The organism is Undibacterium sp. SXout20W, from assembly GCF_049340285.1.
Lineage (GTDB): Bacteria > Pseudomonadota > Gammaproteobacteria > Burkholderiales > Burkholderiaceae_D > Undibacterium.
The window spans coordinates 1-22,349 of sequence record NZ_JBMPPH010000053.1; the positions used below are offsets into that span (position 1 = coordinate 1).

Below are 22,349 nucleotides of genomic sequence, written 5' to 3' on the forward strand. Positions count from 1 at the left end.
TACACAACAGGAGATTGATCACGCCATGAATAGACTGAATAATCGACCAAGAAAAAGGTTAGGATACCTTACACCCAATCAGGTATTCTTCAAAAATACGCTTGCACTTCAAAATTGAACTCGCGTTTTATTTTTATTTTTATTTTTGTTGGCGGGTTTCACCCGCCTTACTACACTGCGCTACCGCACGTCCTATCAGACACCCCTCTTCCGCAAGTGGAGGGGGGCTTGGATAAGCAAAAAAGGCGACGCTGAAACTTTACCCCGCGGGTGCCATCACTGCGGGTCAACACAAATTGTACGTCACGTAAAACGGCAAAGCATCTTGACCCGCTACACTCAGACAAAGATGCTTCCTGATCCATTTTCCGTGAAGCACAAATGGATCATCTCAAGCGGTAAAAGTCAAAAGCAAAATTGCCGTGGATACCGATACTCAATGGTCGGCCGTGTGCAACTCGCTAACTCAATTTCATATCCTGAGACCGGGTGAACTTCCTCATTTATTTGTTGTTAGACGCTGTACATTAAGGACTAATATGTATATATTTACAACACCATACTGTACTCGGTTATTTGATTGAAGTTGAACCTTAATCTCTCTATGAAAAAATCAGCTCTGCTTACTTTTGTTTGTGCCTCCTTTGTTGTTGATCAGTCGGCGTTCGCTGCGAGTTCAACGGCTACACCAGTCGTTGGCGTAACGGCAACTTCAGCAACTTCAGCAACTTCAGCAACTTCAGCAACTTCAGCAACTCCTGCAGCACCAATGCCTCAATCAGCAGCAGTGGCAGCACCAGCAGCAAAGGCACAAAATCCTGGCTCAGCAGCTAATATTCCCGATCAAAAAGCCATGCTCAATTTGATGCAAAGCTTTCCTGTATGGCGTGTTTATGAGCCCGTCGCACAAGAAATGTTGATCCCATTTGCGTTAAAGCCTGTAACAAAAGCCAGCTTGACGAAACTGGTGGATTTCCAGTTTTCTGAAAAAACGCAAGCAAGTTTCAAAGAGATGTTCGGTAACCCTGATCCGCTTCATATCAATCTGATTGACAATCCAGATGGCGGTGTCGATGTCAATATTTTGCTACAAGCATTAGATTATACGGATCCGCAATCGCAAAATCATAGCCGCTGGGATGCCTTGAGAAGTAGTGTAAGTTATAGCAAAGATTTTAAACATTTTAATAGCACAAGCGATTGGCCTTACTTTAGTCAAAGCTTTGGTGCCGATGCCAACCTGGAGCTGAAGCAAATTCGTATTGTGCAGGAAGCTAGTTACAATCCGCATCACATCGCTCTTGGTAAGGCCGCGATTACGATTCCTGAAATTAATTTTCAGGCACGCAGTGCAGGTAGCAATGTAAATGCGAAGAATGTGTTGATGACCTCAGATGTATCGCAACAAGGAAATAAGCTTAATATGGTGCTCGATATGAACGCCGCTGAAGTTCAATTTGCGGGTCATTCTATCGGTCCGATCCATATTGATTATCACTTCCTTAATTTGAACGAAGCACCTATGGCAGCCTTTATAAAGGAAGCAGCTGAACTCAATAAAGCGGAACCTTCAACGGAAAAAAAACTGGCGGAATCTCGCAAGTTATTTACGACAAAGTTTTTACCAATATTGTCACCTGCGTCACGTTTTGAAATCAGAGATTTGTCGGTCGTCTATCAATCGATGAAAGCCGCTCTGAGTGCTGCGGTCTGGCTGGAAAAAGCCAAGCAATCAGATATGAGCGACGTCAAGTTGTTACAGCAAAAAATTGCAGCGCATGTTGAATTGACGATGCCGAAAGCCTTAGCACTAAAAATCACCAAATTCATTGGAACTTTTCAGCCAAGCGCCAGCGTTGAACAGAAAGCAAATGCAGGATTGCAAAGTATGATAGCCAGTGGCATGGTCAAGGAAGAGCAAGACCAACTCAGTGTGGTTGTAGACTTTATGAACGGTGCCGTAAAAGTTAACGGTCACGAGATGAATAAGGCAGCAAAAAAATAATTGAAAACCAGTAAAAAACGCTTCATGCCGGATTTTTTGGATTCGACTTAGAAAGCTTGCAAATAGTCATCACTACATTATTTCTTGATGATTCTATTTTGAAATAAAAAATGCCGCGAAAATTTTTCGCGGCATTTTTTTGTTTTATAAAATTATTTAGTACAAGCTTTGCCGTGGTCTGGACGGTTGCCAGCTGCTTTTGCATCGGCTTCAGTCATATACGAACCTTCTTTAGTCTTACCGTAATATCTAGTACCTTCGCAGTGGTAAACTTTAGAGCTGGAGTTAACCCACACTTTACCCGCACCACCGCCGGCAGCTGCTGCAGCAGTCGGTGCTGCTTCTTTTGCAGGTGCAGCAGCTGGCGCTGCAGCCGCTGCTGGAGCCGCCGCTGCCGGAGCCGCAGCAGCCCATTCTTTGACACCCTTGTGACCAGAGCATGCGCCTTTTTTGCTTGCGCCGCTGTAGGCAGTGCCATCATTACATGTCGCACTTACTGTCGCCGCTGTATCAGCTGCCATTGCGGAACTCAGAACACCAGCAGAACCAGCAACGGACAAAATGCATGCCATTAAAATTGATTTGATTTTCATATTTATTTCCTCTTGTGGTTAAAAAAATTAACTGCTCTTTGGTGTGTTAGCCATCCTGGATAACGCAATTGTTAATGCTTCGCCGCCCAGTGTTTTGATCAGACCTGCATGTTGAGCGTAGAAATCACTCATATTCTCGACAATGCCTGCATCTTGTCGATGGGCATGATCTGCAAGTTGTTGTACTTGGTCGGGAGAAATTTGAGCGGCTTGCTCCGGCGTTACCGAGGCGCTCGTGCCACCCAATTGGGCCAAAATCGTGCTTAAGGCACCGCCACCTGCACCGCCTTCAATGGCGCTCAATACCTGCGGCCCCATACTGCTTAACAATTGATTGAGCATGCCAGCTTGTTGATCTGGATTGGCTTGTCCAAATAATTGGCCGACCATTTGACCGAACGCAGGTGTCTGGTCAGAATGAAACATGGTTGCCAAACCCTGGCTGATCAACTCAGCCGGTGAACCTTGCGCAATTTGATCAAAATGATTTTCTACAGAAGTGTTTCCGCCGATAACTTCTTGCAACAAGTTTCCTAAACCAAATCCCATAATGTTTCCCAGTTGAGTAATCTAAAGCGTAAAAATGGTTGAATGTCTTTTTTTTGAGTTCGAACAATCCCATAAAGGTAAATTTCGTAACAATTTGTGAGTCATTTGTCGCTTTTCGATTCTATCGATAATTAATTTCATTGCGATTACAGAATGACAAGCTTTGAGTTTTTTAGATGCAAAGTGTTGGGTGGCGTGAACAAATTTTCGGCCTGCAATTACAAGGACGGAAGATTTAGCACAAAGGTGCAAGGTGGCAACTTGTTTTCAGGCAAGCGAATCTTGGAGTTTTAATACGTGTATGCAGATCGATGCAACATCAAATTGCTGTGATGGGCAAAGTCTAGTGATGAGACAGTGACAGAAGGAAAGAAAGCGTCAATTGCCTGTTCGATTTTTTAGTGCGCAAATTGTAGGGCAGGTGCAACTCGCAAGATCTCGCGAGATGTAAGTCTGGCGCGGGCTATATCCACCCTACTTGATTGAAATTATCAAAGTAAAATTGACTCATTTTTACCGTAACGTCGACATATCGTTACAGTGAGGATTGCTGTCAATTTCCCATTTTTCTGCAATTTTCCGGCAAATGTACGGGGAGTAATTCCCGACCGTTTGAGCAAGTCCAGTAGACGTGTTCTTGTTGGTCAGTTTTCGGTATAAATAGCAGCTCTCCCTGCTTTGTTGATACCGTGAGTATCATTGTGGACGCATCAACCGACAAATGTCCGCCATCGACAATTTGTGGATTAATCGCGACTTGTTCTAATGAGCCCGGAATTTTATGATTGGTCTCATAATAGCTCGCCAGCGCCTGCCGGGCTGGTTCAGATTCAGTCACTGCAAGAGTGAGTTTAGCTTTGATTACGTAGGTTTGATATTCTGGCACTGCAACCGCTGCGAGAACGCCAACGATGTATACCATCGTCAATAAACCAAGTCCTGCACCAAGTCTGCCAGCATACGGAACAAATAGCGCTAATAAATAAGCAGCGCCATTACGTCTTGGCAACTTCGAGTCAGGGTTCAGCACGCGTGCAGCGCGCTTGACCAGCCATGGATAACCGCCAATTAGTTCGTGAAAGGACATCCAAAATCCGGAGGATTCCAGAGACTGATTAACATACGCTTGCACATCAAGGCTTTTCCATCGCACAGAGCCTGATGCTAACGCTGCCAAAGCTTGCGCAGCACCTTCGCCCGAACTGCTGCATGCGAGGCCGTGGCGATCGCACGTGCTCTCGCGTGTACGCGAATAGGCGGCCCCTACGAGTGGGAGCCAGAGCACAGGCCAGCGGATTAAATGCCCGATACCTAAATGCTTCCTTTTCAAGTGACCAAGTTCATGTCCGATATAAAATCGCACGCCATCGGTATGTACGTTCATTGCGTCAACAATATCTGACATCAAAAAGACATATTGTTTGCCAAGGAATTTGGTAGCGAATGCATTTAGACCGCCATTCCCATTCAGGATATAAGCTTGAGGACGCCCATTCATCTGCAAGCGCTCGCAGCAGTCTGAAAATTGTGCATAAAGATCCGGATACTGTTCAGCGGATAATTCGACAGCAGTTCCCTTGATGTGGGCAATTAAGGCGGACTGCGCAAATAAATAAACAATATATCCTATCGCGAGAGCGAATAAAGCAGTGCCGAAGGTGCCAATGATTAGGATTAACCAGGCAATAATTCCTAAAATGAGGGTAACCGTGGCTAACGTTCGTTCGCGCGAATAAGTAAGCTCTTTCATTGATTCGTCCTTATTTTTTTATAAAGTGATGAATAAGCATCATGAGCGATAGCTGGCGACTTGAATTCACTCAACATCTTATTGACCATCACATAGTTGTCATTCGGGATTTGGGACGGTAATTTAAAAATAAAAAAAATGCAACTTTATTAAATTAACCTGAATACTGAAGAGGACTTTAACAACACTGTGCTTCCGTGCTGGAAATTGCTGGTTTGTGCCAGACAATCGTAAAAAAGACGACAAGTCATGAAAAAAGCCCTAATCGCTTAGGGCTTTTTATACTTTGCAGCAGTGTCAAATACAGCTGCTTGAAATTGACAGCTTAGACGTTAAACAAGAAGTTCAAGACATCGCCATCTTTCACTACATATTCTTTACCCTCGGCGCGCATTTTGCCGGCTTCCTTGGCGCCTGATTCGCCTTTGTAGGTGATGAAGTCTTCAAACGCAATGGTTTGTGCACGGATGAAGCCGCGTTCGAAATCGGTGTGAATCACGCCGGCTGCTTGCGGTGCTGTGTCACCGATGTGGATCGTCCAGGCGCGCACTTCTTTCACGCCTGCGGTGAAGTAAGTTTGCAGACCCAACAATTTGAACGCAGCGCGGATCAGACGATCAAGGCCTGGTTCTTCCATGCCCATATCGGCCAGGAAATCAGTTTTGTCAGCATCGTCCAGATCAGCGATTTCAGATTCAATTGCTGCGCAGATCGCGACGATAGGTGCGTTTTGTCCGGCAGCGAATGCTGTCAATTGATCTAACAAAGGATTATTTGTAAAACCGGAATCAGACACGTTAGCCACGTACATGGCTGGTTTTGCAGTGATCAGACACAAAGGCTTGATTAAGGCCATTTCTTCTGCGTCCAAACCAAGTGCGCGCACTGGTTTAGCATCGTTCAGCGCTGGCATGATGCGTTCTAACAAGGCGACCAGTTTGGCTGCATCTTTATCGCCAGAACGGGCTTTTTTGTTTTCGCGATGAATCGCTTTTTCTACGCTGCCCATATCAGCCAAGGCCAATTCAGTTTGAATGACTTCGATATCGTCCAATGGGCTGACTTTACCAGCGACGTGGATCACGTTGTCATCTTCAAAACAACGAACAACGTTGACGATGGCGTCGGTTTCGCGAATGTGCGCGAGGAACTGATTACCCAGACCTTCACCTTTGGATGCACCAGCCACCAGACCTGCGATGTCGACGAATTCGACGATAGCGTTTTGAATACGTTCTGGCTTAACGATATCGGACAATTGTTTCAGGCGTGGATCGGGAACTTCAACGATACCAACGTTAGGCTCAATCGTACAGAAGGGATAATTTTCTGCCGGGATGCCCGCTTTAGTCAGTGCATTAAATAAAGTAGATTTGCCGACGTTAGGCAGGCCGACGATGCCGCATTTGAGACTCATGAAAATCTTTCTAAAACAAGGGGTTAGCGGTTTTATTGCATTTAACCAGAACGATGTTAAATGCGTATTGCATAAAACACACTGCGATGTGGGATCGGATCAAATCTGGGGTTGTTTAACAGGATTTTGTATCCGTTTTGTAGCCAAAAATTATGGCGATTGTAACCTTATCAGACGCACTTATCAAACGACTCGCGGTAAATGACAGAAGAATATTGCTGGAAAGCATATTCGTTGGATTGGTCGTCAAATGAACTAAAAAGCCAAAGACTGACAATCGTGTGAAGTCAAAAGGGTATTTTCGGCGCCAATCGATATTGGTTGCAGGGCAATTAAAATAGAAATGCTTGCATTTTCTAATTAAGCGTTTTATTCAACAATTGATTCTTGTCGACGTGCTATGTACGATAGAACACGTCGGCCATTCTTTGATGCGTAAAAGCAGAATGTAATTACCAATTAATTACCAATAAAAAAAGTGATTTTTTTTGTCACTTCTTTAATTAATGGAGACCTGTAAATCAATGTCAAAAAGATATTCCATTGGACACGTATTGCCATCACAACGACCAGGTTTAAACTTCGTCGAGACTAATATCTTTGCAATAGCTTTTGCTGTGTCTAGCGTTGGATAATTTACAAACCGTACATTCTGCGCTTCACCATTGGCGTCAATTAACACCAGCATTTTCACTTTGCCCTCGTTTTCGCGTCTTACGTGCATGCGAGCAATTTTTTCAAAAATTGGCGCCAGTCCATACAAAGGAAAAGGCGGCTCATCGTTTGCCTGCATATCGACATAATCCTTACGCAAAATTGCCTTGTCGGATTCACTGAGATCTTCATACCTTTTATGCATTGCAACTTTGCTAAATCCCACTTTTTCGCGGACATTGGATCCAATGGTGGGTCTATCGGCAAGTATGCTGTGAGCAAGGTCTTTTTCTTGTGCTAAAGAAATTTGTGTAAAACTCAAGAAAGTACAAATTATAAAAATATTTTTCATTTTGGCGTCTTTAAAAGCGTCACTATTCAATGAGAGCGACGACATAGAACCTGGTGACATCGTAGCTATTATCGTAGCTATTATCGTGGCTATTAATATGATATTAATTAAATAATGTTTTTTATGCAAATTTAATTATGAAACTAAAAAATAGCCTTTGAATTAAAAATCCCGCCTATTTAGCGGAATTGGCGGTCATTCTGACCCGCAGAGTACTGATTCGTTGTAAATAAGCCAGCAAGAAGCCGCCAGCAACGGTCAGGCCCAATACGAGTCCTATCCAGAATCCATGTGCTGCCATGGGCGTTGCCGGGTGCCAGGGCATCCAGGCAGGTGCCAATCCGAGCACGCATCCGATCGGCAGTGCGAAACCATAGAAAGCCATTAAATGGATCAACATCGGCATTCTCGTGACTTTATAGCCACGGATCGCGCACGAGGTTGTTACTTGCGCCGCGTCTGATAATTGAAAAATAGCCGCAAAGAGTAACAAGATTGCTGTGAGTTTCTGGACGTCGGTGTCCGTTGTATACGCAGCGGCGATCTGGTCACGAAAAATAGTGATGAAGGTCGCTGAGACAATTGCGAAAATTAAACCGATACCAACACCGATCCACGAAATAAAGCGCGCACGTTGTGCGTCACCTTCCCCGAGTGCCTGACCAACGCGGGTCGTTAGTGCAATCCCTATACTTAACGGCACCATAAATACCAGTGAAGAAAAATTCAGGGCAATTTGATTTGCAGAAACTTGAATCACACCAAAACGCGCGACCAGTAAGCCAACCGCACCGAAAGCAGATACCTCAGCAAAGTAAGTGATACCAATCGGCAGTCCTAGTTTAAGCATAGAGCGAATCTCGCTCCAGACAGGGCGTTCAAGATGGGTAAAAGGGTAAGTGGCACGGTAAACCCCGGCACGACGCACCCACAGTAACATGGCCGCCAACATGAGCCACAGTCCCATCCCGGTCGCCACGGCGCATCCTGTTGCACCTAATTGTGGCATGCCCAAATGGCCATAGATGAAAATCCAGTTAATCACTATGTTAAACCCCAGCCCGCCCAGAGCGATCATCATCACTGGCTTGGTTTCGTTCAGACTCGTCGTATAGCCATACAATGCGCGGTACATACCAAATGCTGGCAACCCCAGACTGATCACATGGACGAACTGTGACGCTTTTTGATTGACGATGTCATCGATATGCAAATGATCAAAAATCAATGTCGCTGCATTGAGGATCAGGCAGGCAATCAGCCCCACACCTAAACCCATCCACAAGGCCTGGCGCATGGTGTGTGGTATTTTGGTCAGATTATTGGCGCCAACTTCATGCGCGATGACGGCATTAATTGCCATCATGGTACCCATCACGGTGACTAAAACGATGGACCATAACGACGCCCCTAAGGATACGGCCGCCAATTCCCGCGCGCTGAGGTGGCCAGTCATGGCGACATCGGAAACGCCCATGCCGACGGTTGCAAGTTGACCGATCAAAACTGGCCAGGCGATTTGCCACAGGGCGGCAGCTTCAGTGCGAATACGGGTTTTCATAAGAATTGATGACTTTTTCAGATAGCCCGCTAGCTTACCCTATCACCCCGCTAAAGGGGGGAGGTCTCGCTGATAGCGCTTATGCGCCTTTAGTGATTGCGGGTCATTTAGTGCAACAGATTGAGTTAAAGAATTGAACAAAAGAATTGGACAAAAGAATTGATCGAAAAAATGATCGAAAAAATGATCGAAAAAATGATCGAAAAAATGATCGAAAAAATGATCGAGAGAATTGTTCCGAAGAATTGATCGTCATTTCCTTGACTTACTGAAATCTTATCCTAAAGTGATATCACTTTGATTTCATTGTGAGATCTTTTTGAATCAAAACAACATTTTCCAAGTAGCTTGTTCTTTCACAAATAACAATAACTAACCTACTACTAGCCTACTAATTCTTACTGGAATAACTATGAGTACCGAGACTACAGTCACTGAACACGTCGCAAATAGCGTTAGTAACAAAAGAGTGCTCCTGAAAGAGCGTAATCTGACCTCCTGGAATGGCTATGTGATGTTTGCCATCGCATTGGCGTTTCTGGCTGGCGCTGGCTATTTGATCTTTCAGCTTACACGACAAATCGAAGCGCCGCCAATGCCAGCTCTATTGCTACGGGGCTTGATGATTGCTATTGGACTTTTTATTTTGAAGGGTTTTTACATGTTGCAGCCCAATGAAGCGGCTTTGCTGACTTTATTTGGCGGTTACATGGGGTCGGATCGCAGCGAGGGCTTACGGTGGGTAAATCCGTTTTACGGTCAACGCAAACTCAGCTTGCGTGCACGCACCATGAACACGGCGCCATTAAAAGTCAACGACAAACGAGGCAACCCGATCGAGATTGGCGCCGCCATCGTCTGGCGTGTACAAGACACGGCTTTAGCGATTTATAACGTTGATGATTTTGATCGCTTTGTGAATGTGCAAGCTGAAGCGGCGATTCGTCATTTGGCGTCGCAATATGCGTATGACGATGGTGAAGATTTAGCAGAAGGCGAAACTACGCTGCGCGCTGGCGTTGAGATTGTTGCTGGCGCGTTACGCAACGAATTGCATCTGCGATTTGCTGCCGCGGGGATTGAAGTTGAAGACGCTAAATTAACGCATCTGGCCTACGCCGCGGAAATCGCTCAGGTTATGTTGCGTCGCCAGCAAGCCGAAGCGATTATCAGTGCCCGCAAAAAAATTGTACATGGTGCTTTCAGCATGGTGGAAGCAGCGCTGCAAGGTTTATCTGAACGTAAAATCGTGGAACTTGATGATGAACGTAAAGCAGCGATGGTGAGTAATTTATTGGTGGTGTTATGTTCTGATAAAGAAACGCAGCCAGTGATTAATACTGGCACACTTTATAATTAAATCCAACGCAATCCAACTCAACATTGTTCAACATAATTTAGTGTGCGGTGACGAAAATGTCTTATCCAGTTTATGTAGAAAAACAGTATTTAAAAGCGTTGTGGGTGTCAATGCCGGTGGTTGCCGCCTATATCGCTTGGCAATTTAATGTAGGCGCATTTTCTTCCTTTTCGGATTTACTGAACGGTTATGGAAGCGATGCTTTATCTTTGCTGTTCATTTTGATTATTGGTATCCAATTAAACTTTGGAACAATGACCATTTCGGTAGACGAGCAACAGATGCGCTGGAGATTTGGTGTGCTAGCGCTTCCATCATGGAAGGTGTCACTGAGCGATATTTCTGCCGTTGAGATTGTTGATCTTCGCTGGTATGAAGGCTATGGTATTCGCGTGACCAGCAAAGGCATGTTGTACCGTGCATCAGGTTCTCAGGGGCTGCGTATCGTGCAAAATAATGGTAAAAGTTTTCGTCTGAGCAGTACTGATCCACAACGTCTGCTCAATTATTTGCAGCCCCGCCTCGCGAAATAACAATGGCCAGTCCAGGTAAAAAATCTTTTCCCTTGCGTATTGATCCGGCTTTATGGGCAGAGATCGAACGCCTGGCATCGCAAGAATTACGTAGCGCAAATGCACAGGTGGAATACATGTTGCGACAGGCGCTTATCCAACGCGGTCGCCAGGTTCCACCAACGTCTGAAGAGCCAGACCAGGCTAACGATTAGCGATCAATTTTTGACACGCTAAAAATTCAAGGCCTGCACTTTTTTCATCTCCGGTTGAGCGATAAAGGCAATCAGCTCGTCGCGCATCCGTGCACTTTCCGCAATCGCGGTTTGCCACGCTTTTATTCGTTGTTGGTGATTTGTGCCGTAATAAAAAAAGTCTTTGCGGTCAGGTAATTTACCGCGTGGCAAGCTGCGCAAAAAGTCGTTGCTTGGTGAGATCATAATTACATTATCAAGCCAGTGTCCATGCTGTCCTGCGTGGGCGCGTCGCCATGGCAAAGATTTATCCAGCCATCCTGGGACAATGTGATCCGTAAAATGCGGATATAAAACTAATTCGTTTTTGCCCACGGCATTTTTTTCAGTCAGACGTGAGTACGGCAACGCTAGATGATAATCGATGATACCGCCATCCCAGTAAGTGCCAGTTGGTGTATGTGGAATATTTTTGACTGGCTCCATAATCAAAGGCAAGGTGCCAGACGCTAACAGAGCGGGGGCCAGATTATCGACACCCAATGCACAGAACTGCGTATCAAAATTATCAAATTTTTCTTTTAACCAAAATAGCGAATCACGCGCATCGCTAATGACGACGCGGTCCAGATGTTTGGCCAGACGAGAACGCGACGCCAGATTGGCGAAGGTCGCAGCGACGAAACCTAGTTTGGCCTTGCCTTCGGAACTGGGGGCATTTAACACGCCGCGCCCGCGATTCGTCATCAAATGCAGCCGATGCAGGGGCTGCTGTACGATCTCGCTTTCATAACCACCGATAAAGGCTTGCAACAGACTTTGAATTTCATTGGTGACATAATTGGCGCTGGGCTTTTCGGGATAGCTTTGTTCACAATACAAATCCGCCAAACGCTGAAAACCAGCAACCGGATCAGCGCAACTCGCCGCTGCCATGCGCCACGATCCTATCGACGCGCCGATCAGACTGCGTTCACGCGGTGCTGTTGGTAGCCACTCACCAAATAGCCACTGATCGACCGCCTGCAAAATCAACCCTTTTGGCCCCCCTGCGGCGGCAGGTATGACGGCGACATCTTGCGCATGTAAGCCGTGTTTTTGCAAATAGGCATAGGCTGTTTTACCAGCATGGATTTGGATTGCTGAACTCATATTGTGATACTCAAAAAAGACTTATAAGACTTATAAATTACCGCCCCGGCAGCTTTGTGACACCCATCCGTCGTCATTAAAATCTCACTCAGGCGATTATTTTGTCGTGTGCAATTGCATCATTGCTTCTGGAAACTTTCCTTCGGCTAGCAATGGCAAAATATCCATGCTTTTAGCGATGGCTTCATCGATCAGGGGCTGTTCTTCTTTGCGTGGCCGGTGCAAGACAAAGTCTGCCACGCCTTGCTGCAAATTCAAGGTACGTGGATGACCAATACCGATGCGTAAGCGCCAGTAGTCTTGCGTCCCCAAGGCTGCGGTAATATCTTTCAAGCCATTATGACCGCCTGACGAGCCGCCTTTTTTGAGCTTGGCAATGCCCGGCATGATGTCGAGTTCATCATGCACGACTAATACTTCGTCCGGTGTAATTTTATAAAAACGGCATAAGGCGCCGACCGATTGCCCGGACCGATTCATATACGTCTGCGGCTCTAACAACCAGACTTCGTTGCCAGCGATTCGGGTTTTACCAACGAGCGCATTAAAGTTTTTATCGCGCTGTAAGCTGACCGGAAACTGATCCACCAGCCAAAAACCCGCGTTGTGGCGGGTTTGTTCATATTCAGGGCCAGGATTACCCAGCCCTACGATCAAACGAATAGACATGTTATTGAGAAATTTTTAAACTTACTTTGACAGATTTAAGACTTGTGCTTTTTGAGCAGTGGCAACAAATATTTACCTGTCACGCTATCGGCATTTGCAGCCACTTCTTCTGGCGTTCCGCTCGCAATAATCAAACCACCACCGGCACCACCTTCTGGCCCTAGATCAATCAGCCAATCAGCGGTTTTAATCACGTCCAGATTATGTTCAATAATCACCAGCGTATTGCCCTGATCGCGCAAACGATGGATCACTTTGAGCAGCAGGGCGATATCGTGGAAATGCAAACCAGTCGTCGGTTCATCCAGAATATACAAAGTGCGGCCAGTGTCGCGTTTCGATAATTCGAGTGATAATTTTACGCGCTGTGCTTCACCACCAGACAGCGTGGTGGCGCTTTGACCAAGGCGGATATAACCCAGACCCACGTCCAGCAAGGTGTGCAATTTACGCGCAATGATAGGGACTGGTTTAAAGAATTCATGCGCATCTTCTACGGTCATTTCTAGTATCTGATGGATGTTCTTGCCTTTGTATTGCACTTCCAGCGTTTCGCGGTTGTAGCGTTTGCCGTGGCAGACATCACAAGGTACATACACGTCTGGTAAGAAGTGCATTTCGACCTTGATCACGCCATCGCCCTGACAGGCTTCGCAACGACCGCCTTTGACGTTGAATGAAAAACGTCCCGCGCTGTAGCCACGTTCTTTCGCCATCGGCACAGTCGCAAATAAATCGCGTATCGGCGTGAACAGGCCCGTATAAGTTGCCGGGTTAGAGCGTGGTGTACGACCAATCGGTGCCTGATCGACAGAGATCACCTTATCAAAATATTCCAGACCGCTGACGTGCTCAAACGCCGCAGGTTCTGCTTGCGAACCATATAAATGACGTGCTGCGACGTGGTACAGCGTGTCGTTGACCAGCGTCGATTTGCCTGAACCAGATACGCCAGTGACGCAAGTCAACAGGCCGACTGGTAAATGCATTGTGACGTTTTTCAGATTATTGCCACGCGCACCGGCAATCACTAATTGCTTATCGGGATTGCTGATAGTGCGTTGTTTTGGTACCGCGATTTCCAAGGCACCGCTCAGATATTGCGCGGTCAAAGAACGTTCGCTTTTCATGATATCCGCGAGTGTTCCTTGGGCAATGATTTCGCCACCGTGCACACCAGCACCAATTCCCATGTCCACCACAAAGTCAGCGCAGCGAATGGCGTCTTCATCATGCTCAACCACCAGCACGCTGTTGCCGATGTCGCGCAAATGTTTGAGTGTATCGATCAAGCGGTCATTGTCGCGTTGATGCAAACCAATGGATGGTTCATCCAACACGTACATCACGCCAGTCAGACCAGAGCCAATTTGCGATGCCAATCTGATCCGTTGTGCTTCGCCACCCGACAAGGTATCGGCACTGCGATCGAGCGACAAATAATCGAGGCCCACATTGTTCAAGAAAGTCAGACGGGAAGAAATTTCTTTGATAATACGATCTGCAATATCGCGCTTCGCACCATGTAATTTCAGGTGTTCAAAGAAATCCAGTGTCTGGCGCAAAGGCATGGCGCTGATATCGTAAATCGCTTTTTCTTGCTTGCCTGTGCCAACCTTGACGTAACGCGCTTCGATGCGCAAACGCGCGCCGTCGCAGGATGGGCATTGCTTTTCATTGATGAATTTAGCGAGTTCTTCTTTGACTGCCATCGAATCGGTTTCGCGATAACGGCGCTGCAAATTATTAACCACACCTTCAAACGTATGTTCTTTGACGACCGCGCGGCCTTTTTCATTGATGTACGTGAATGGAATTAATTGCTTACCGGAACCATGCAAAATAATTTGCTGCGCCGTTTCAGGCAATTGTTCAAACGGCGTATCGATATCAAAATCAAAAAACGCTGCCAGATTGGAGAGCATCTGGAAGTAAAACTGATTCCGTCTATCCCAACCTTTTACCGCGCCGCTTGCCAGCGACAAATTAGGAAACGCGACAATACGCTTAGGATCAAAAAATTCTATATGCCCCAGACCATCACATTCCGGACAAGCACCCATCGGGTTGTTGAAAGAGAACAAGCGTGGTTCTAATTCTTGCAAAGAATAGCCGCAAGTCGGGCAGGCAAATTTGTTCGAGAACAATTGCTCATGCTTGCTATCCATGTCCACCACCAGGGCGCGACCATTGGCAATGCGCAAGCAGGTTTCAAATGATTCTGCCAGACGTTGTTTGATTTCTTCTTTGACCTTGACCCGATCAACCACCACGTCAATCGTGTGTTTTTCGGTTTTCTTTAATTTTGGTAAGTCGTCGACTTCGTAGATTTTGGCTTCATGCGTGCCACTTTGCACACGGAAGCGGATAAAACCTTGTGCCTGCATTTGTTCGAACAAATCGACGTGCTCACCTTTGCGATTCGCCACAACGGGTGCCAGGATCATCAGCTTTGTGTCCTCTGGCATCGCCAACACCGCATCGACCATTTGCGAGACGGATTGTGCCGCTAACGGGTTTTCTGGATGATCCGGGCAGTAGGGCGTGCCGACGCGGGCATACAACAAACGCAGATAATCGTGGATCTCAGTCACGGTACCAACAGTGGAGCGTGGATTGTGCGAGGTCGCTTTTTGTTCGATAGAAATTGCCGGTGATAAACCTTCGATCAAATCGACATCTGGTTTTTCCATCAATTGTAAGAACTGACGTGCATACGCCGACAACGACTCGACATAGCGTCGCTGTCCTTCTGCATACAGCGTGTCAAACGCCAGCGAGGATTTGCCAGAGCCCGATAAGCCAGTGATTACTACCAGCTTATTGCGCGGTAAATCAAGATTGATGTTTTTAAGGTTATGCGTTCGCGCTCCTCTGATCCTGATCAACTCACGCTTTTGCATGAGTGCGATATCATCAGCGCCGAACTCAATTTCAGCTGGCTTTGGCGTTGCTGTGGCTTTTACGGCTTTTGGTCGTGTCGTCATAGTTTTTAAAACTGCAAGTGAACTGCGTTTGAACTGAATTTGGGCGGGAACAATCAACCTGCTACTATAACGGTTTTTTGAAAATTACCGCAGACTCCTCTGCGCTTTCAGTAAATTTGTCTGTACCTACCGGTTTTAAATATGACTTTAGCAACAAATTTTTCCACCGTTACCGAAACACCGGATGAAAAGTCAGGCATGAGTCCTGCCGAAATTCGTTCCAGTGCATCGCTAGCGGGTATTTTTGCTTTACGCATGCTGGGTTTATTCATGTTATCGCCCGTTTTTGCGATTTATGCAAAAACGCTGAGCGGCGGCAATAATCCCCTGATGATAGGGCTGGCGCTGGGCATGTTCAGTCTGGTACAGGCTTTTTTTCAGATTCCGCTCGGAATGGCATCGGATAGACTCGGACGCAAGCCGGTGATTGTTGCCGGGATGTTGATGTTTGTCGTAGGAGCATTGGTTTGTGCAGAGTCAACCAGCTTGATTGGCATTACTTTGGGACGCGCTATTCAAGGGTTAGGTGCAATATCTGCAGCGATTACTGCTTTAATTGCTGATAGCACAAGAGAAGAACACCGTACTAAGGCAATGGCGATGGTGGGCGGTTCTATCGGAATTTCATTTGCATTAGCGATGGTCATCTCTCCGGTCTTATTCGAAAGGCTGGGCATGCCGACGCTATTTGTCTTGATGGCAATGGCAGGTATTGCGGCAATCGCCGTGGTCTTGTGGGTGACCCCTGATGCGCCGCCGGTTCCCGTTGAGCGCGTTCCTTTTAGCGTCGTTTTAAAAAATCCTGAGCTGATGCGTTTGAACTTCGGGGTGTTTGTGCTGCATTTTGCGCAAATGGCAATGTTTGTCGTGGTACCCGGCGCCTTAGTACGAGTCGCTAATATTCCGCTGGCGGGCCATTGGAAAGTATATTTACCAGTCATGGTAGTTTCTTTTATTGCAATGTTGCCAGCCATTATCGTTGGTGAAAAGCACGCCAAAATGAAACAAGTGTTTCTAATTGCAATCGCTTTACTCCTTCTTGTTCAGCTCGGTTTCTGGCAATTCATGGAACATCCTGTTGCTCTGATCGCCTTGCTGTTTGGCTTCTTTATTGCATTTAACACCCTGGAAGCGAGCCAGCCATCGTTGGTTTCTCGCATTGCGCCAGCTGCCGCGAAAGGAGCGGCTTTGGGTGTCTATAACACTTTGCAGGCACTTGGTATTGCTTGCGGTGCTGCCGCCGGCGGCGTGATGAGCAAGTTTGCCAGTGCGCCAGCGATCTTCGCTTTGTGTGCTTTGTTAACAGTTATCTGGCTTATAATCGCAGTCAAAATGCCGGAAATACCTCGCCGCTCGTCACAACAGAGCGCAAAGAAGGTCTAAAGCCGCACACTATTCTTAAAAATTATCGGAATTAATCAGTAAAACAGGAGAAAACCATGGCATCCGTCAATAAAGTTATTATCGTTGGCAATTTGGGCCGCGATCCGGAAACACGTTATATGCCAAGTGGTGACGCAATGACCAGCATCACAGTAGCAACGACTGACAGCTGGAAAGACAAAGCATCTGGCGAGAAAAAAGAACAAACCGAATGGCACCGGATTACTTTTTTCGGCAAACTGGCAGAAATCGCCGGTCAGTATCTGAAAAAAGGATCACAAGTCTACGTTGAAGGCAGCTTGCGTACACGTAAGTACACCGACAAAGACGGCGTAGAAAAATACGCGACCGACATCAAAGCCGACAGCATGCAAATGCTAGGCGGCCGTCCAGGCATGGGCGGCGGCGCGCAGATGGACGACAGCGGCTACGGCGGTGGCGCACCTGCCCCGGCCCCACGCCAGGCAGCGCCAGCACCACGCCAACAAGCGCCCGTCTCACGTCCGGCACCGAATTTCTCGGATATGGATGATGACATTCCGTTCTGAGACCTAGTAGAGCTGATTCTGTAAACTATGTCCTGTAAGTCTATGATTTACAGGACATTTTTCTTATTTACATTTTTTTGATCATTTTTTTGATTTTTGCATTACCTAGTAAGCTGAAATGTAAACAAGAAAAGACGTAGCAGTATTATGCGTTTTTCAAAAAAATTATATTTCCAGAAGTAGATAGGCGTTCGCGATTCTTTTTTTCGTATTCAATCATGCTCGAAATCGTTAAATAGAGGGTAAGCGCTAAATTAACTCCACCTATCGCCCGGTTAACCCAACGACCTTAGGTCTCCAGGATCGCAATGTTCTCCCGCATACGAGTCCGCAGCATCTCCTGCCATTCGGGCTCCAGCCAGTGAGCAACCTGGTCAAAACCCTTACTGATACGCGTCAGTAGTGTATCAAGATAGCGACTAGCCTCGTCATTGCTGTCGAAACCAAAACGACGGGCGTCGGCCAGTACTGCCGAGCGAGAAATATCGAAACGCCCGGTTGACAGCTGCAGCGTCAATGTCCGCGGTGTCTCAACCGGATTCGGTACGACATCGAAAGCCGGTGCCAGACGCCAGCGTCGTTGCTCGTGTTGGTACACGACTGCATGATTTCGGACATGGTCATCATCATTTCCGCACACTGCATTAAAGACCATTCTCCCAAACAGCTCGCGCCGGTCTTCCACAGGAGCTCCTATGATGCGCAGTTCCTCCGCCAGACGCGGATAGCTCCAAAGGTCTGTTTGCGTTAATTTGTCTGGATACTCCGCCTGTAGCAGCGAAGCTGCGCTAACACACATCAAGCGTCGGTCTCCAATTCGGTCATAGCGCAGCACGCGCACCGCACTGGTTCCCTCGGCGGCAGGATGCAGAACAGTCGCCGCGAAATCCAAACCACTCGCCGCCCCCCATTGCTGGCCGACATGTTCGAGACAAGGTATGTCAGCAATATCGCTGGCGATTCTAGGCTTGACCAGCCAGTACTGCCCCTCATCGTCGCGCAAGGTCGCCTTGGGGCGAGCGCCCCCTACACTGGCAGTCTGTACTAAGCGGCGGCGAAGTCGGACGTCAACTGCCGGCCGTTGCGCGCTCATAGCTGCCAGCTCTTGCACCAGTAGCGGTAGCTGGATTAACTTAGGGTAGGAAAGCTGCGTCACCGAGGGGATGGGTCGTGTTCCTACGGCGAGGGCACCCCAGCGGTCAGCATTATTAGAAAGAATCAGATAGCGTGCCAGCAGCGTGCCTTCGGGCAGATTGTGCTCGCGCCGCAGCAGCGCCTGGCCCCATGAATCCGGACAAGCATCTCGCAGGACATCGTGCAGACCATTGTAGCGTGTCGCTGGCCGCTCGTCCTCCGGGCGGAAAGGCAAGTTGACCGGGTCTATCGCCCACGTGTGGCCTGCATCGACATAACTGGGGGCGTACTTGAATCTACCCGAGCCTGCAACGGGGCCAGCTAGATAGCGTCCGACCGTGACCCACTCGCCGTTGTCTGGACGTTGCAAATAAATGAATAAGGGCTTAGAAGTATTCAGCATCTACTTCGCATCCTCGTTCTTGTTGGCTGAGCTTTACTCTACGTTGAGGAGAGTCGGACCACAGGGCGGGTACTAGCGCAGGTATAGCATCCTCAAACACGCCCAAAATCAACAATGCAGCGAGGTAAGCGCCAGCAGCTGTACTTGGGTCGCCTTTCTCCATGCGGCGCAAGGTAGCCTCAGAAATACTCATTCGCACGCACAAGTCGGCGGCCGTAATGCGTTGGCGTAAGCGTTGCGTGTGGATGCAGCGCCCCCACGTGCTCAGGCGCTCCCGTACCAAAGTTGGCACCGTATCCACGTTCGAGAGCTTTTTAGGCATACGCGAAACCCCTCATAAAAAGTGTATTATAGATCATAAAGTGCTTTTTATGAGGGTTTATCGATGAGTGCGCTAATTATGAACTGCTCATTTGAGCAGGACCACAGTGCCAATGGAAATCTAAATATGGCGGTATGGAAGCAGCCGACGTAAAGCGCCTCAAAGACCTGGAGGCAGAGAGTCGTCAACTCAAAATGATGGTTGCTGATTTGTCGTTAGAGAACCATGCGTTCAAAGAGGTGATCGGTTTAAGGCGCTAACCCCGAACCAGAAACGGGATTTCGTCAAACAACTGCAAGAGCTTGACTTAGCCAGCGTCAGGCTTGCAAAGCGATGCAACTCTCACGTTCAAGCATGAGTGCACACAAAATCGCTTTTTACCGCATCTATTTGGCACAAAAAGTGGCACAAATTCATTTGCGCGCCACTTTATTTGGCGCGATAATGGCTGTGCTAGCAATAACTAGAGATAAAAATGCCAAAATCAATCCCGCCTCAAGAGTTAGACCAACTCGTCGAGCTGATTTCCTTACACCATGAAGGTGTTGGCATAGATGCACTCTTAAAAGCCACCGGCGGTAACATGCCGCGGCGCACCTTGCAGCGAAGACTGGCCTTACTCATAGAGCAAGGCCGTGTCCAAACCAGCGGAGAAAGCCGTGCATTGCGCTACCTCCGCACCCCGCGGATCGTCGAAGCATCAGCCCAAGAGCAAGCAAATGCTAAGGATCAGGCATCGTCCGAAGTTTATGTACCTACGTCACCGGAGGGCGAAGAGATTAAAGCTTATGTCCGCCAACCTCGTCAGCTACGTTCTCCAGTCGGCTATAAGTTGATATTTCTTGAGCAATATCACCCCAATCAAACCGCGTACCTGCCGCAAAGTTTGCGAGATCAGCTACACGTTCTGGGACGCTCACCGGCAGACCAGACACCTGCTGGCACCTTTGCCCGCGACATTCTGGGTCGCTTATTGATCGACCTGTCCTGGGCATCTTCGCAACTTGAAGGCAACACCTACAGCCGACTTGATACAGAGCGGCTGATCGAGTTCGGCCAGGCTGCCGAAGGTAAGGATGCACTCGAGACCCAGATGATCCTCAATCACAAGGATGCCATCGAATATTTGGTGCGGGATCCTGAACATGCGAACCTGACCACGGACACTATCATTGCGTTGCACGCATTTCTGTCTGATGGCTTGATGGCCGACCCATACGCTTGCGGACGCATTCGTAGCCGCGCGGTGGAGATCGGTGGGAGCGTGTATTTGCCCGTCGCCTTACCTCGGCGACTTGAAGAATTATTTGGCATCGTCATCGAGATGGCCGCGGAAATTAATGATCCATTCGAGCAGGCGTTCTTCCTGATGGTGCATTTGCCCTACCTGCAACCTTTTGAAGATGTGAACAAGCGAGTATCTCGACTTGCTGCGAATATCCCTTTCATCCGTCACAACCTGTGTCCACTGTTTTTTATCGACGTGCCGCAACAGGCATACGTGGATGCCATGATCGGTGTGTATGAATTAAACCGCATCGAACTTCTGCGCGATGTTTTCGTCTGGGCTTATGAACGTTCTTGTCAGCAGTATGTCGCCGTCAAACAAAATCTTGTGCCGCCAGACATTTTCCGTCTACGTTATCGACAGGCATTGACTGAAGTTGTTGCAGCCATCGTTCGCAGTGAAGAGGCCGCCACGGATGTAACGTTGCGTGCCAGAATACCAGCTACTGTGACGGATGCTGACAAGGATCATTTCATCGGATTGGCACTTGCAGAATTCAAGACGCTGCATCCGGGGAATGCCGTTCGTTTTGGTATCAGACCTCTGGAGTTTGCTGCGTGGCAGGAAAAATATGTAAGGCACAATTGACGTATACCGTCCTTCTAATGTTGACTCCACCAGCATTAGAAACATCAATTCGAATCCAGTTTAAAAACGTGTAGCGGCGTAGCGGCTATCCTGAAAACTAGCGAATCAATCAGCAGTTCCCGTCAAATGAAGACACCCTTTGAAGTCCATCTTTGATTCAACCCAATCTTTCTGGTTTATTTACGCCAAAAAAGCACAAATAATTGGCCTCGTTCCTCGGCCACCATGTGTTGTCAATATAAAAACGGGCAGAGGCCCCAATGCGAAACGTCGCCAAGGGGGCACCAATTTTTGTTTTGCTTTGTTCGGTTTTTGCCGACAAGGGGGTTTCAATTTAATACTGTTCCTAGGTTTCAATCGTTTATCTATGATCGCAAACGTTAAAGTATGGTCACATGCCTCGTTACTCCCTAATAAACTCGTTGCACTTTCAGTTATGACGCGATGTTCTCTGCCAAAAGCAGTTGTTTGGGCGCGTTAAAATTTTTCAATGGACGACTTCGCTATAGCATACATGACTAGTAATTTTACCGTTATGGGCGGGTTTGAATAGCGTTCTTATGCAAAAAAAGCGATGTACGCTTGCGCCCAATTCGGATAGGGAGTAACGAGGTAGATTCATTTTTTTTGATCGCGGGAGGTGAAATTTGCGATCAAAAAAGCATGACCTTTCAACAGTTCAAAAATATCTGGTGCTTATTTGGTGTTAAGAAGATGCTTTTTTGGTGTTGAAATGGTGGGATAAAAACCAGGCTGGTGTTTCTAATTCGCTACCTCAACTCTTCGCGATAGTCAAAATGAGGTTCCGTCGCATTAACTTTTAAAAAGGCGAGTTTAAGCCGTTACGACTTTTTATATTATCGCTGGACGGACTACGCCTGCCAATGCATAAAACTGGTCTGCAAATGACATGTTCTCACATCCGACC

The 22,349-nt window shown here is 47.3% G+C and carries 18 protein-coding genes and 2 pseudogenes; 9 read left to right on the top strand and 11 right to left on the bottom strand.

Annotated elements, in window-relative coordinates:
• Positions 1 to 118: pseudogene (locus tag ACO0K1_RS17990) on the top strand (IS30 family transposase); the annotation flags it as partial.
• 486 nt (positions 119 to 604) lie between these two features.
• Positions 605 to 2,005, top strand: coding sequence for a DUF945 family protein (locus tag ACO0K1_RS17995; RefSeq protein WP_423028228.1), 1,401 nt, complete (start codon positions 605 to 607; stop codon positions 2,003 to 2,005).
• 152 nt (positions 2,006 to 2,157) lie between these two features.
• Here ACO0K1_RS17995 and ACO0K1_RS18000 read toward each other — a convergent pair whose 3' ends face one another.
• The 6 genes from ACO0K1_RS18000 to ACO0K1_RS18025 form a co-directional block, all read right to left on the bottom strand.
• Positions 2,158 to 2,598: a hypothetical protein gene (locus ACO0K1_RS18000; protein WP_423028230.1), complete on the bottom strand. Its 441-nt coding sequence runs from the start codon at positions 2,596 to 2,598 to the stop codon at positions 2,158 to 2,160.
• A gap of 27 nt (positions 2,599 to 2,625) precedes the next feature.
• On the bottom strand, positions 2,626 to 3,147 hold the full coding sequence (locus tag ACO0K1_RS18005; RefSeq protein ID WP_423028232.1) for a hypothetical protein: 522 nt from the start codon (positions 3,145 to 3,147) through the stop codon (positions 2,626 to 2,628).
• Between the two features lie 553 nt (positions 3,148 to 3,700).
• On the bottom strand, positions 3,701 to 4,897 hold the full coding sequence (locus ACO0K1_RS18010) for a M48 family metalloprotease (RefSeq protein WP_423028234.1): 1,197 nt from the start codon (positions 4,895 to 4,897) through the stop codon (positions 3,701 to 3,703).
• 325 nt (positions 4,898 to 5,222) lie between these two features.
• Complete coding sequence (gene ychF / locus ACO0K1_RS18015) at positions 5,223 to 6,314, bottom strand: redox-regulated ATPase YchF (protein ID WP_423028236.1); 1,092 nt, start codon at positions 6,312 to 6,314, stop codon at positions 5,223 to 5,225.
• Positions 6,315 to 6,813: 499 nt separating this feature from the next.
• On the bottom strand, positions 6,814 to 7,320 hold the full coding sequence (locus tag ACO0K1_RS18020) for an energy transducer TonB (RefSeq protein WP_423028239.1): 507 nt from the start codon (positions 7,318 to 7,320) through the stop codon (positions 6,814 to 6,816).
• 175 nt (positions 7,321 to 7,495) lie between these two features.
• Positions 7,496 to 8,881 (bottom strand): MATE family efflux transporter, encoded by a 1,386-nt coding sequence (locus ACO0K1_RS18025; RefSeq protein ID WP_423028241.1) that lies wholly within the window; start codon positions 8,879 to 8,881, stop codon positions 7,496 to 7,498.
• Positions 8,882 to 9,293: 412 nt separating this feature from the next.
• Between ACO0K1_RS18025 and ACO0K1_RS18030 the strand changes: the two genes are divergently transcribed.
• Genes ACO0K1_RS18030 through ACO0K1_RS18040 form a run of 3 tightly spaced genes read left to right on the top strand, consistent with a single transcriptional unit; the run spans position 9,294 to position 10,968 of the window.
• Complete coding sequence (locus tag ACO0K1_RS18030) at positions 9,294 to 10,241, top strand: SPFH domain-containing protein (protein ID WP_423028243.1); 948 nt, start codon at positions 9,294 to 9,296, stop codon at positions 10,239 to 10,241.
• A 56-nt stretch (positions 10,242 to 10,297) separates the two neighbouring features.
• A complete protein-coding gene (locus ACO0K1_RS18035) occupies positions 10,298 to 10,774 on the top strand; it encodes a hypothetical protein (RefSeq protein WP_423028245.1) in 477 nt (158 codons plus the stop codon).
• A 2-nt stretch (positions 10,775 to 10,776) separates the two neighbouring features.
• A complete protein-coding gene (locus ACO0K1_RS18040) occupies positions 10,777 to 10,968 on the top strand; it encodes a hypothetical protein (protein ID WP_423028247.1) in 192 nt (63 codons plus the stop codon).
• An 18-nt stretch (positions 10,969 to 10,986) separates the two neighbouring features.
• On the opposite strand, the gene ACO0K1_RS18045 is transcribed toward ACO0K1_RS18040, so the two are convergent.
• The 3 genes from ACO0K1_RS18045 to uvrA all read right to left on the bottom strand — a co-directional run bounded on the left by ACO0K1_RS18045 (position 10,987) and on the right by uvrA (position 15,671).
• On the bottom strand, positions 10,987 to 12,099 hold the full coding sequence (locus ACO0K1_RS18045) for a patatin-like phospholipase family protein (RefSeq protein WP_423028249.1): 1,113 nt from the start codon (positions 12,097 to 12,099) through the stop codon (positions 10,987 to 10,989).
• 96 nt (positions 12,100 to 12,195) lie between these two features.
• Positions 12,196 to 12,768, bottom strand: a complete 573-nt coding sequence (pth, locus tag ACO0K1_RS18050) for an aminoacyl-tRNA hydrolase (protein WP_422990445.1) — start codon at positions 12,766 to 12,768, stop codon at positions 12,196 to 12,198.
• A 35-nt stretch (positions 12,769 to 12,803) separates the two neighbouring features.
• The gene (gene uvrA, locus ACO0K1_RS18055) at positions 12,804 to 15,671 is read right to left on the bottom strand and encodes an excinuclease ABC subunit UvrA (RefSeq protein ID WP_423028261.1); all 2,868 of its coding nucleotides are present in this window, start codon (positions 15,669 to 15,671) and stop codon (positions 12,804 to 12,806) included.
• A 225-nt stretch (positions 15,672 to 15,896) separates the two neighbouring features.
• On the opposite strand from uvrA, the gene ACO0K1_RS18060 reads away from it, so the two are divergent.
• The gene (locus ACO0K1_RS18060; RefSeq protein ID WP_423028251.1) at positions 15,897 to 17,138 is read left to right on the top strand and encodes an MFS transporter; all 1,242 of its coding nucleotides are present in this window, start codon (positions 15,897 to 15,899) and stop codon (positions 17,136 to 17,138) included.
• A 56-nt stretch (positions 17,139 to 17,194) separates the two neighbouring features.
• Positions 17,195 to 17,686, top strand: a complete 492-nt coding sequence (ssb, locus tag ACO0K1_RS18065) for a single-stranded DNA-binding protein (protein WP_423028253.1) — start codon at positions 17,195 to 17,197, stop codon at positions 17,684 to 17,686.
• Positions 17,687 to 17,975: 289 nt separating this feature from the next.
• Here the strand turns inward: ssb and ACO0K1_RS18070 are convergent, their stop codons facing one another.
• Positions 17,976 to 19,223, bottom strand: coding sequence for a type II toxin-antitoxin system HipA family toxin (locus ACO0K1_RS18070; protein ID WP_423028255.1), 1,248 nt, complete (start codon positions 19,221 to 19,223; stop codon positions 17,976 to 17,978).
• Complete coding sequence (locus tag ACO0K1_RS18075) at positions 19,207 to 19,545, bottom strand: hypothetical protein (RefSeq protein WP_423028257.1); 339 nt, start codon at positions 19,543 to 19,545, stop codon at positions 19,207 to 19,209. Before ACO0K1_RS18075 ends, ACO0K1_RS18070 begins: the two co-directional genes overlap by 17 nt.
• A gap of 113 nt (positions 19,546 to 19,658) precedes the next feature.
• Here ACO0K1_RS18075 and ACO0K1_RS18080 point away from each other — a divergent pair.
• Both ACO0K1_RS18080 and ACO0K1_RS18085 read left to right on the top strand, forming a co-directional pair.
• Positions 19,659 to 19,785 (top strand): annotated as a pseudogene (locus tag ACO0K1_RS18080) (transposase); the annotation flags it as partial.
• A gap of 235 nt (positions 19,786 to 20,020) precedes the next feature.
• Entirely contained in the window at positions 20,021 to 21,421 is a 1,401-nt protein-coding gene (locus tag ACO0K1_RS18085; protein ID WP_423028259.1) for a Fic family protein, read from the top strand.
• Positions 21,422 to 22,349: the final 928 nt, after the last annotated feature.